The sequence below is a fragment of the Rubripirellula lacrimiformis genome (assembly GCF_007741535.1).
GTDB lineage: Bacteria > Planctomycetota > Planctomycetia > Pirellulales > Pirellulaceae > Rubripirellula > Rubripirellula lacrimiformis.
Genome location: NZ_CP036525.1, coordinates 4,399,052 through 4,411,684, shown reverse-complemented (window position 1 = coordinate 4,411,684; position 12,633 = coordinate 4,399,052). Strand labels below are relative to the sequence as shown.

General features: G+C 57.0%; 8 protein-coding genes. 7 read left to right on the top strand and 1 reads right to left on the bottom strand.

What is annotated here, in order from left to right; genetic code table 11:
* Positions 1-65: 65 nt before the first annotated feature.
* From K227x_RS15360 to K227x_RS15345, 4 genes are all read left to right on the top strand, one after another.
* Entirely contained in the window at positions 66-698 is a 633-nt protein-coding gene (locus K227x_RS15360) for a sigma-70 family RNA polymerase sigma factor (protein WP_218933276.1), read from the top strand.
* On the top strand, positions 695-3,160 hold the full coding sequence (locus tag K227x_RS15355) for a serine/threonine-protein kinase (RefSeq protein ID WP_145170776.1): 2,466 nt from the start codon (positions 695-697) through the stop codon (positions 3,158-3,160). Before K227x_RS15360 ends, K227x_RS15355 begins: the two co-directional genes overlap by 4 nt.
* A 77-nt stretch (positions 3,161-3,237) precedes the next feature.
* Positions 3,238-4,737, top strand: a complete 1,500-nt coding sequence (locus K227x_RS15350) for a hypothetical protein (RefSeq protein ID WP_145170774.1) — start codon at positions 3,238-3,240, stop codon at positions 4,735-4,737.
* A gap of 296 nt (positions 4,738-5,033) precedes the next feature.
* Positions 5,034-6,410 carry an IS4 family transposase gene (locus K227x_RS15345; protein ID WP_145170772.1) on the top strand — a complete coding sequence of 459 codons (1,377 nt, stop codon included), beginning with the start codon at positions 5,034-5,036 and terminating at the stop codon, positions 6,408-6,410.
* Here the strand turns inward: K227x_RS15345 and K227x_RS15340 are convergent.
* Complete coding sequence (locus K227x_RS15340; protein ID WP_145170770.1) at positions 6,407-6,697, bottom strand: ECF-type sigma factor; 291 nt, start codon at positions 6,695-6,697, stop codon at positions 6,407-6,409. The genes K227x_RS15345 and K227x_RS15340 overlap by 4 nt on opposite strands.
* A gap of 1,030 nt (positions 6,698-7,727) precedes the next feature.
* On the opposite strand from K227x_RS15340, the gene K227x_RS15335 reads away from it, so the two are divergent.
* From K227x_RS15335 to K227x_RS15325, 3 genes are all read left to right on the top strand, one after another.
* On the top strand, positions 7,728-8,807 hold the full coding sequence (locus tag K227x_RS15335) for a KpsF/GutQ family sugar-phosphate isomerase (protein ID WP_246145828.1): 1,080 nt from the start codon (positions 7,728-7,730) through the stop codon (positions 8,805-8,807).
* 63 nt (positions 8,808-8,870) lie between these two features.
* Positions 8,871-9,404, top strand: coding sequence for a KdsC family phosphatase (locus tag K227x_RS15330; protein WP_145170768.1), 534 nt, complete (start codon positions 8,871-8,873; stop codon positions 9,402-9,404).
* A gap of 30 nt (positions 9,405-9,434) precedes the next feature.
* The gene (locus tag K227x_RS15325; RefSeq protein ID WP_145170766.1) at positions 9,435-12,545 is read left to right on the top strand and encodes a hypothetical protein; all 3,111 of its coding nucleotides are present in this window, start codon (positions 9,435-9,437) and stop codon (positions 12,543-12,545) included.
* Positions 12,546-12,633: the final 88 nt, after the last annotated feature.

The window sequence follows — 12,633 nt, the reverse complement described above, 5'->3', positions numbered from 1 at the left end:
GGCTCACGCCATCGCCTCTCATGTCTATAATGCAGCTGCCATTTCCACCTCTCATTTTGCTTTCGATGTCATCTTCTCGAATCGATCATCAGGCTGGCCTGTTGCAGTTGGCGCGTGCTGGGAACCCCTCAGCAATGCAGGACTTGTTTGCGTGCTACCAACACTACTTGCGTCTACTTGCACGCAGCAACTTGTCGTCCAAAGTGAAATCTCGCGTAACGGTTTCCGACGTGATCCAGGAAACCTTCCTGCATGCGATTGAATCGTTCGAGCAGTTTCGGGGGGCATCCACCGACGAGTTTGTGGCTTGGATCCGATCCATTTTGGCCAGCCGTATCGCGGACGCGCACGAGAAACATTTGCACGCAGCGAGGCGTGACGTTCGACGTGAAGTTTCGATGGAAGCGATCAATGCGAGCCTCAGCCGTTCTAGCTTCGGGCTTGCATCGATCGCGCATGATCATTTGCAGCAATCGCCGGGAACGATCGCATCGCAGCAGGAACACGCCATCTTGGTAGCGGATGCCATTGGCAATCTTCCTCCGGATTACCAGCAAGTCATCGTCATGCGGCACTTCGATGGGAGATCGTTTGACCAGATCGCCCAGGAATTGGGGCGGTCCAGTGGCGCCGTTCGCATGTTGTGGCTGCGTGCGATCCAAAGGATGAAGCGAAACTTAACGGAGATTCGTTCATGAGTCAGTTGCGTCTTCGCTCGACATTTGAGGGACCTCATGCTTTTGAACAGCTTTCGGGCGAGCCCGCGTCCCATAGTTTGCTGGCCCTTTTAGAAGAGTACCTCGATCGCGTTGAATCAGACTTGGCGTTTGACCGAGTTCGATGGGGCCGACTGGCTTGCGAATCGAATCCGGAATTAGCGGATGCAATTCGCGATGGGATCAGCCAGATTGATGCGCTAACCCTTCTTTCCGGTGGGGTACCGGTCCACACGCCGCAGATTCCTGGATACCAAATTTTGCGTCGAATCGGCCACGGTGGGGTTGGCGTGGTCTACGAAGCGATCGAACAGTCTTTGGATCGCCGCGTTGCATTGAAGGTTTTCCCCGCGGCCATGGATACGTCCAGCAAGGCGCATGCTCGGTTCCTGATCGAGGCTCAGGCGGCTGCCCGACTGGATCATCCGGGGATCGTTCCGATCTATCGTATCGGCGCAGACCCCGGTGCCGGGACGCCTGCCTTTCTATGCATGAAGCTGATCGACGGCGAGTCGCTTGATCGAGTGGTCGCTGAACGGACGAGCTGGTGCTCGCAGCCTTCATGCGATCACACGAACCATGCTGCGTTTATCGGATCCAGTGTTCGCTGGATCATTGAGGCGGCCGAAGCGATCGCAGATGCGCATTCCTGCGGCGTCATTCATCGCGACATAAAGCCATCCAATCTAATGGTCGACCGCGACGATCGGCTTTGGGTTACTGATTTTGGTCTCGCGCGTTTGGCCACCGGCCAGAGCGACGTATCGTTGACGCAGACGGGGGATCGCGTCGGGACGATGGCATACATGAGCCCGCAGCAGGCGGCGGGCGAGCCCGTGGACGGACGCACCGACGTGTATTCGCTAGGGCTGACGTTATTCGAGCTGCTTTGCGGATCGCGTGCGATCGGCGGAGAAACGGTTGGCGATGTCCAAACGGTCCGTGACCAGACCGATTGTTTTCATGTTCGCGATCGTATCGCATGGATTCCACGCGACCTGGACACGATCATCGCCAAAGCGACCTCACGCGACGTAGCTGATCGGTATCAGTCAGCGATGGGGTTTGCCGAAGACCTGCGTCGTTTTCAATGTGGGACGCCAATCATGGCCAAGCCACGATCCATTGCAGATCGGTCGGCGAAATGGTTGATGCGGCATCGACGATTTTGTGCCTTCATTGCGACGGTGATGGTGTTTGCCACCACAGCATCGTGGGCGGTGATGGCCAGCCTAACCATCGCCAACCAACGGACCAAACAAGCTCTTGAAGATTCGCAGTCTAACCTACGTAGGTCGGAGGAAGTACTTGATCGGTTTGGATTGCTTGCGGCGGAAAGGCTGCGAGATGTCGCCGGTGCCGAAGCCGTTCGTCACGAACTGCTGAAACAAACGCTGCTGTACTACCAGGACTATGCCAACCGTATCGATGGTGACAGCCACTTCATCGAACAGAACGCAGTGACCCATTTCAAAGCCGGTCAGATCATCGACGAGATCGGTGCAAACGCAGATGCGATCTCGGCATACCAGGCATCTGCAAGGCTCTTCGACGATGCAGAGTCGCTATCGCCGCTTGGCCAGAAAACACAAGCCTTGACCTGGAACAACCTAGCGGTGTTGAAGGCAGAGGCGGGTGAGATGGACATTGCTGTCGACCTGTACCAACGAGCCATTCTTCGGCTGTCCGGTACCGAGCTGGCACGCAGCTTGGGAAACTATGCGGTGACGATGATCCAAGCCGGGGACCGCTGGCAGGCCGCGGATTTGATCCAGCGAGGCCTCCGTGTTCTGGACGATGGCGACGATGATTCAGATGCCGTCGCTGTTCGTGCGATGCTAGTCAGCCAATGGACGTTTTTGACACGTGGTCAGCCGGAGTCACTGGAAAGTTGCAATCAAACGATTGACCTACTGCGCGGTAACAGGCAAACGGACAATGGATTGGCGGATGACCGATCAACATGGATGCTAGCGACAGCTTTGGCCAATCGAGCGGCGATTACTCATGACCCTAGCGATCTGCGTGAATCGCTGGCACTACTGGACACGGTCCGACCAACTTTCGAAAACGATCGTCTGTTCTTGTCCGATTTGGCGACCAGACAGAATGATCTGGGCCGCTTGCTGCTGAACCTAAAGGATGCTCGAAACGCATTGAAATGGTTGTTAGCCGCCGAAGCTACTTTGACAGAACTTTGCCGCCGGGATCAACAAGCGGGCCATTACCGCATCGCATTGGCAGGTGTGCTTCATAACCTGGGGCGAGCCTATGCGATCGTGGATGACAAACCCGGGGCCTTGGCATATTTCGATCGTTCGGTGACCATTCAAAAACAGTTCGATGATGGTCCCGAGCAACATACGACGCCGTTCGATGTGGCCCGAAATGAACTACTGAGGCAGACGATTGCAGACATGAAAAGAGTGGAGCGGATGAGATGATACTGAAGCCAATGCGGGGGCGCTCCATGAGAATCCGACCGTCGACCAAATGTGGCGTGGCAACGCGATTTAGGCGAATGAACTTCGAACGGCTTGAACTCCGGTTGCCACTAACGGCGGAATCGAATCTGGACCTCAGCTATCTTGCTGATCTGTTAGCCGATCTGAGCGATCCGGATCAGCAACTCGTGGGGGAAACGACGCAAGTCGACGTTGAGCGATCAGGGTCCGATCTGCAAACATCGGGAGCTGAACGAGACGCCGAAGTGATTCGTCTGCGGCTAGATGCTGGCGATGCGCGATGGGACCTTGGCGATACGATCGATGTCAACGTATTCGTTCGCAGTTCCGCTTCCGTCGACGGCATCGTTCCGTACGCCAACGGCGTCAGTGGTTTGTTTCAGGCTAAACTTGATCTCTCTTACGATCCCCACATGGTGGAGCCATTGGTGGAACAGATCTCGGTCCATGATCGCTTTTGGGGCTCGGCGCGTCTCGATGCCAACCAGGCAGGTTTGTTGCGTGATGTGGGCGGACTTGTCTGGCAATTTGAAAATCCGGCGTCCAACGAAACGGCGACCAATGGTCAGGGCGAGTTCTTGTTGGCAACGGTTCCCTTTCGTGTCATTCAACCAGGCGATGTCTCTATCACGCCGGTTGTCGATCCAGATTCGGAGTCATTCCTTGCCTTTGGAAGCGATTTTCCAGTGCCGGCCAGCAGTGTCCGTTTTGATCCATTGGTTTTGAACATTGGGCAGTCCCGCTTGGATGTACCCGCGATCGACCTGATTGGGATCACGTCCAAGGATCCAATCGATCTGGTGCCGATAGCGTACCTGCCGATTGCTAATTCAGGTCCTTTCGCACGATTCGAACCAAGTTCTTCTCGTTTGATTTCGTTGATTCATCGATCGATGGACGAGGATCCCGACGAGGATGATCGACACGAATCCTCTGAAGACGCACCGCTGAAGGACGTTGGCGTCCTTGATGACGATGGGCGAAAGCGGGCAAACGATGGTGCTGCGGGTTTATCTGATTTTGATTTAGAGACCCGATCGGAGGAACTCGAGGACAGCGATCGTTTCTGGCGTCACTACGACCTGAAGATGCTTGACGACGAATTCAGTGTGTCGCTGTTTGAATTGAGTTTCCGCTCACTTCGCTTGCAATCGTCCCCTGACTCTCCCCAGTCGAATGGCGTCCGCGATCAAGACGATGCAAGTTTTCCATCGGTGATCGATGCCGGCTTGGCCGATATCTCGGTCTGGTTTACCAGTCCTGCCTACCGATCGTGGCAACCGAGCGATCGCCCGCAGTCCAGGGATGTAGCGGACTCTGCATTTCGCTCTCGCTCGCAAACCTGGGAACCGCGTGGCAAGTCAGCGGAACTGCGAAGGTTAGAAACGGCCGAGGAGGTCGCGAACCATGTTGACTGGCCGCAAGCAGAGTTGTTCCGTCGATTGCGAGAAGCGATCTTGGATCAACGGACAAGTCTCCCCGCACCAGATTCTACGTCGGACAACTCCATCGTAGGCTTCGACGACAGCCATCGAAAACAGAGCGATTCACAGTAGCGGCCACGGGCAACATCTGTTCGAAGTACCGGCTTCAGCCGGAATCGGGTTGGGGGATCGGACCTGACTGAGTGCAGAAAAGCCGGCTGAAGCCGGTACTACGAACGGAGCGGACGAGTGAGTGGAAGGTCCCAACGGGAGAGGCCGGTTCGTGGGTGCGGTCGGCTGGTGCGGGCTGCATTGTCATTGTTCGTAGTACCGGCTGAAGCCTAATACCGCTAAATTAGCGCTCCAAAAATCGAGCCTCCCTGCCAGGATCGTGGTGTTGAAATACATCACCCAGCAAGGAGGCTGCGATGAAAGAGCTTGGCGATTTTTGTGGTTCAGAGCAAGCCAAATTTACGAGTCAGCCCGTTAGCGAGCGGATCCGATGCCTCAAGAAAATCATCTCAAAACGCAAGGTCAATGCGATCATTGGCAAGGGCAATCCTGGCCGGAGGAAGTGTTCAAAATGCCCGGCTCCCATGATGGTCTGGTTCACCATCGCACTGGGGATCTTTGGCGATGATTCGTACCGACAAGTCTTTAAGTCACTGCACCGATTCGCCAAGAATGCGACACCGACTCGGAGTGCCTTGACTCTGGCAAGAACCAAGCTTGGAATTCCAGTGCTCGCCGAAGTGTACCGCAGTGTCGTGAAGTGCCTTTGTGACGAAACGACTCGCGGTGCTTTTTACCATGGCTTGCGATTGGTCGCCGTCGATGGTTTCGTCTTGGACTTACCCGACAGCGAAGCAAACTGCCGGGCCTTTGGAAAACCCAAGAACGGTTCTTCACTGGGAGCCTTTCCCCAGGTCCGGATCGTGGCGCTTTGCGAAGTCGGTTCGCATGTCTTCTTCGAATTCCTTGCCAAGCCGATTCGCTATGGGGAAGTCACACTGGCCAAGCACGTTTATCGCAGCCTTCCTGCGGACTCTTTGTTGACTTTTGACATCGGTTTTTTCGCCACAAAACTGGTAAAAATCGTCTTGGAACGGAAATCACACTTCCTCGGTCGATCGAAAGTCTCACGCATTCTCAAGCCGATCGAGACGCTGCGTGATGGATCTTACTTGGCAAAGATTTACGACACCGACTACGAACGAATTCACGATCGAAACGGAACCACCATTCGCGTCATCGAGTACACCTTGGATGACCCGCAACGTGTCGGACACAATGAAGTTCATCGCTTGGTCACCTCCATGCTTGATCCATTGGAACATCCCGCGACGGTGTTGATCGAACTGTATCACGAGCGTTGGGAAGAGGAGATCGCGATTGACGAGATCAAGATTCGTGCACGCACTGCCGCGACGCTTCGCAGCCAGAGTCCAGCGGGTGTGATCCAAGAAGTCTATGGCCTGCTAACGGCACACTTCGTCGTTCGCAAAACGATGTTCGAAGCGGCTTCGCAGGCGACAGGCGCGCCGCGTCGAATCTCATTTACTGGTGCGTTGAAAATTCTCCGCGTTCGCCTCCCCGAGGCTCCTCGCATCGATCGAGGGATCAAGCAGTGGCGTGAAAACTTGATCGCCGAAATCAGCGAAGAAGTCTTGCCCGAACGTCGCAATCGAATCAATCCGCGAGTAATCAAAAAAACGCAAAGCAAATGGCCCAAAGCACAGCCTGAACACCGAAAACGGCCGAAGCTCGAGAAGAAATTCCCCGACGCCGTCAAGCTGCTAATTTAGCGGTATTGGGCTCTGGCTCGATCCACCAAAATGCGTTTCATGGCGGTTGCAGCGGCGGCAAAGAAATGTCGACGATCGCTGAACGAACGGTCCGGGACGCTGCCCACCAGCCGGACATAGGCTTCATGGACCAATGCTGTGGCTTGAAGCGTGTGGCCAGCAGACTCGCGAGCAATCTTAGCGGCCGCCAACCGACGCAGCTCGCTATAAACCAACGGCATCAACTGATCCGGCGCCGTGGGGTCGCCCCGTTCGATCTGTTCTAGAATTTGCGTGACATCGTCCATGGGGCCATCGTACCGGATGGGACTGCCGAGTCCACCCGGCGGAGGGGGTTGTGTTGCGAACCATGCGTTGGGCAGGCCATCAACTGTGCGATTCGCATTATCGGCGGTTGCACCTGTGATTGCGTGCACCCTTCCAGTCGCCATCAAAATTGACGAATCCAAGCTCGTCAGCTGTCGGCACAACGGCGAACGACGTTCAATTCCCACGTTTGGGACGGTGTACGCAGCGGAACTCGTCAACGGTTTGTTGATTAGTGAGCCCCGACGCGTAAGAGAGCGTCCGACTTACGGCAGCCTCGGAGAGGCAAGAACATCCTGCCGAGTGGGCGGGCACCGCGGATTCAGCGTTACCACCGCCCCCTCACCCCATCCCTCTCCCCCTGGATAATCGAAGCTCCACTTCGATTATCCAGGGGGAGAGGGGGCAAAGGAAAACCAACCACCTGCAGTGTCTCCCACCTCGTTTTGCCATCTCTCCCTCGCGCTGCCCCGTCTCCGCCGCGTTGCCCCGTTTCCACCTCGTTTTGCCCCCTCTCCCCCGCGCTGCACCGTCTCCCCCGCGTTTTGCCCCCTCTCCCCCACGTTGAACGCGAGTTCCACTCGCGTTCAACGTGGGGGAGAGGGTTGGGGTGAGGGGGCGCGACCTTCGCCTCTCCGAGGCTGTCGTAAGCTGGACGCTCTCGTGAGCGGCCGGGAATCCCGCTATTTGCCCGGTGGTCTCACGGCAAGCTGAAATAGTCGTTGCTGAGAAAGTAGCGTTGCAAACACAGCCCTAATCGCATGCGAGGGGAGGAAGCGAGTCCCCTGCGCGCGTGTCGGACAACCGAATCAGCAGTCCACGATCTCGCAAACGGATAACATTCAACTTTGGAACGGGAGGAAATCAGCAGGCCTTTCGCAACGCGATGGATGGCCGGACTTTAGCGTTGTCTTGACCGGGGGTTTTTAGGTAACCTCGGCGGTTACTGCGCCGGGAACTGGATTTTGCCGGCAAATACTGTTTCGCAGGTGTACCAAGGAAGGTCCCAACGTGTCTGTTCCTGCTAGATCTTCATCATCGGCACGCACTCCTGCGCTGCAATCGCATCCAGGGACGTCGCTGTTCGAACGATTGGGTTGGCTGCGGAAGGTTGCGTCGGCCGAAGGGCATGCGATTCTGTCCGCCGCCTCGTCGCTGTCGATCGAAGCGGTTCGAGCGGCTGAAATGACGGCGAACTGCGAAGGATGTGTCATGGTCACGGGGGTGGGGAAGGCCGGTCTGGTGGGCCAGAAACTGGTTGCCACCCTAGCCAGCACAGGCACTCCCGCTCACTTTTTGCACCCATCCGAAGCCATTCACGGTGACCTGGGCCGGGTTCGACCGGGGGACATCGTGTGGGCACTTAGCAATTCGGGCCGCAGCGAAGAGGTGGTGCGAATCGCGGCACACTTGGCTGAAAATAGCGCCGGTCTGATCGCCATCACGGCTAGCGACGACAATCCACTTGCGGTGGCCGCCGATTGCGTGGTCGCGATCGGGCGTCACGACGAAGCCTGTCCCAACGGATTGGCGCCCACCAGCAGCACGGCGGTGATGATGGCCGTCGGTGATGCGGTCGCGATGCTGGCGAGTTCACTGCGGAACTTTACGCCTCAAGACTTCGCTCGATTCCATCCCGGTGGATCGTTAGGCCGCAAACTGGCTACCGTTGACCAGGTGATGCGAGACATCGATTCGTGCCGAGTATGCAGCGATCAGACCACCATTCGCGACGCCATGATTGGTAAAAACGAAGACGGATCCAAGCCACAGGGACGCCGTACCGGCGCGATCATGCTGACCGACGCCGATGGCAGGCTTTCGGGATTGTTTACCGACAGCGATCTGGCTCGATTGTTGGGGCGACGCGACGACGCATCGCTGGATCAACCAATCGCCACTCGAATGACCAAGCAGCCCACGACGACCACGACCGAGTCGCTGTTGCAAGAAGCGATGGCGGTCATGTCCCATCGGCGGATCAGCGAACTGCCCGTCATCGACCATGACCATCGCCCGATCGGGATGATCGACATCACGGACATCGTGGCGTTGTCCGATGACGATTCATCCAAGATTTTGAAACTTTAGTCTGCAATTCAGCATTCACCGACCATCCCCACTCTATTCCCTTCCACACGCGATAAGCACTCGATGAATTCGAATCAGCGCAGCGACGCCGATCATGCTGCGAACATCCGCTGCATCTTGTCGGATGTCGACGGTGTGATGACCGACGGACGAATCATCTACGACGCCGCTGGGCTAGAAACAAAGCGTTTTCACGTTCGTGATGGGTTGGGGATCAAGTTGTGGATGCAGTCTGGATTTGCCTTTGGGATCCTGACCGCACGAACCAGTCCAATGGTGGATCGTCGTGCCAAAGAACTGGGGATCACAGCGGTCAAGCAAGGGTACGAAGACAAGTGGCCCGCCGCCATTGAAATGATGGCTTCGTTGGGCTGCACCGCCGACCAAGTTTGTTACATCGGCGACGATCTGCCGGACGTCCCCGTGATGCAACAGGTGGGACTATCGGTTGCACCGGCGGACGCAGCACGTGACGTTCGCGAAACCGCTGATTGGAATCTGCAGGGTCTTGGCGGCGAGGGCGTTCTGCGTGAATTGATCGAACGATTGTTGCGAGCTGGCGGACGATGGGAGGAACACGTTCGACGTACAGCCTAGAAACGGCTATCGCGTTGAATCGGAGTCACCATGATTCATTCACTGACACACTATCTATCGGCATTCGTCTTTCTGTTGGCATCTTCGGTTGTCTACCAGAACGCGCTGTCGCCGTTCATGCAGCCACCCGAAGTGGAATCGATCGCGCTGAAACAGTCGGCGGTCAGGCGAGGTGACGATTCATTGGCGGATCTGTTCCCGGACGGATCATGGCAGCGTGGCACTTGCAAGCAGTTGCAAACTTCCCAAGGTGTGTTGCTGTTTGAAAATTGGGAACAAACCGACGAAGCGCATTGGCGATTGTGGCCGATCACGGTCGTCATCGGCCGCGGATTGTCAGCGACCAAGGCCAGCGAGCCGGTGATCATCGAAGCCGCCGAAGGCGCGGAGCTGAAATTCACTGAGTCGCTGGATGTGATGAGCGGTGGCGCACCGCCGATCGATTGGGGCCGCATGGTAGGCGACGTTCATATTTTTCGCGCCGATCCGGATCAAGAGGGCAAACGGTCGTTGGATCTGAGGACCGCTAACGTTGGTATCGATAGTCACAAAATTTGGACCACCGAAGCGATCAATATGTCGGTCGGTGAGGCTCGCATGGTTGGCCGCGACTTGACGATCCATTTGGCGGGTGCCGCATCACCAGGCGGATCATCACCAGCCGTGCTGGACCGCATGGAACTGATCTACCTGGACGAATTGATGATGCCGCTACGTGGTGGCGGCTTGTTTGATTCTGCAAATGATTCAGGACCCGATTCGGATCAGCCAGGGATGATTTCCGTGGCCTGTGGTGGCCGAGTCGAATACGATTTCGCGATCGACCAACTGTTGCTGCGTGAATCGGTATCGTTGATCTATCAGACCGCTGGCCAGCTTGCCGATCGGTTTGATTGTCAGCAATTGGAATTGACGCTGAATGATCCCACCAATGATTCGATCGTACGGCGAACGCCGCTGGATTGGCTGGTGAAGATGGTGGCGTTCGGAAGTCCAGCGTCGGCCAAATTGCCCAGCATCGACAGCGAGATCAGCGCGGATGAAATCACTCTGAACGCGACCGTTGGTTTGTTGGAAGCCAGCGGGCAACGTGGGATCCGGGTCCGGCGGGGCGCCATCAAGGCCAGCCTTGCGAACTTGATCTACCAGTTCGATCCGGCCAACCCTGAAGCGATCGGCGTCATCAATGCCGACGGAGCCGGGATTGTGACGGTGGACGATCCCACCAATCCGGTGCGAGAAGCAAGATGGCGGGACGGTTTTTATGTTCGTCCCGAAGGCGTTGCGACCGCCAAAAACTTGAACACGGACGTCGAGCTTCGCGTCGAAGGCGATGTACGGGCTTGGTTGGTTGACGGTGGTGAATTTGCAGCCGATTCGATTTTCGGTCTGTTTACGCCCGAACCGGTGACCCCCGACCCGAACAGCATGGCACCGCAACCCGGTTCGCCCGAATCGGAACCGAGAACGACCCTGGTGCCCAAGTGGTTCAACATCAAGGGCAACGTTCGCATCATGACGATGGCTGTTGCGGCCGAAACGGACGAAATGTGGTTGGACTTTGTCAGCGAAGAGGAACCGTCACCGCGATCCGGTGCATCGGATGGTTCGCTGGCCGGGAATTCCGCGGCGGCATCGCCGCTGCGTCAATGGGTGGCTCAACCGACATCGGATTCGCCGATGGTCGACCCGGTCGCTCGCACACGCCCAGTGATCCGCGGTGCATCGATCAATGCACAACTGCGTCGAAACTCGGCCGGCCTAAGTGCCAAGAAACTAAGTGTGGTCGGTGGTGTCGAGGTCACGCACATGTTGGAAATGGGCGGCCAGTCCTTGCCGGCTAAAATGACCGGCGAAAGTTTGGCGTTGATTGATGGCGGTGGCCAGGACGTATTGCAACTTAGCAGCAGCCCGGCCAAACCGGCTAGGTTCGAACTGGGCGACGGGTTCTTTGTCGGACCACAGATTCAAATTCGTCCCAGCGACAACATGGTGTGGATCAACGCGGCTGGTGAGTTCCAGATTCCCACCGCAGCACTTCCCACCGGGTTGGCCGGTTCAGGTCCGGCCGGTGACGTCGCAAGCGGCAACAACGATGGCGGTTTCATTTGGACCAGTGCTCCGCATTGCCGATGGCAAGGTGAGATGCTGTTCGACGGACGCAAAGCGGTTCTCACCGACGGCGTCGATATCAAAGCGTCGCTCGTCAGTAATCGGGAACCCTGGGATCTGCACTTCAGCGGCGATCGTTTGGAAGTCGACCTGCAAGAAGGCGTGCAAATGCGAGACATGGCGTCGATGCGTGACGCTGTGATCCAAAAGATCACCATGCTGCAGACCGACGAGCGCCCGGTCATCGTCCAGGCGTTGCATTCGGCAGCCGATGGGGTGCGCGAAGCCAAGCACTTGATTCACGCGCGTTCATTGACGATCTCGCCCGGCGGTGGTGGCCAGTTGGTTGGTGCCGGCCCGGGTTGGTATCGCGGATGGACGATTGCGAAGAGCATCACGGACGATTCTGAGAATGACTACGCGGCCGCCAGCGGGCTATCCGCCAATGCGACGATGGTCGACAGCGCCGCGCAGCCGCTGACCGGGATCCATCTAACGTTCAACGATTCGATGCAGGCGGATCTGGCGTCGCGAAACTTGGACTTCCTACGCGGCGTGCGTGTAGGCGTGCAAGCGGTTTCGGGATGGGACCAGGCGTTTGACGCCGCCCAAATGGATTCGATTTCGGTAGGCCAGTCGACGCTGGATTGCGACCGGCTGCGATTCTCGGTCACACCGGGCAGCGGAGTACAGGCGTACCCAGGTGCGTCGACATTCGCATCCGCGTCGGGAAGCGGGACGTCCTGGGAAATGGAAGCCGTCAGCGGTGTCGTGTTCCGCACGCGTAACAAGAAGGGGCTGCTAGAAGGCACCGCTAGCCGAGCGTCCTATGCATCGTTCAAGGACCTGTTCATCGTCGAAGGAGCCCCGAATCGACCAGCGATCTTCCGGCAAACTCTGGCCGACGGTCAGCCCGGACCAGAGGGAGCCGTCCGATCAATGACGGTCCGCCCCGGAACGATGGAGTTCAAAGGCGAAGGCCTCGAACGCTTCAACCCAGGCAACCCTGAACTGGGCGGAAGACGCTAACGCAAGTCGCCACCAAACGCTCCGTCGTGGAATTCGCCAGAATTCCCTTACGCGACATTCAATCAAAGGGAATATTGGCGAATCTCAC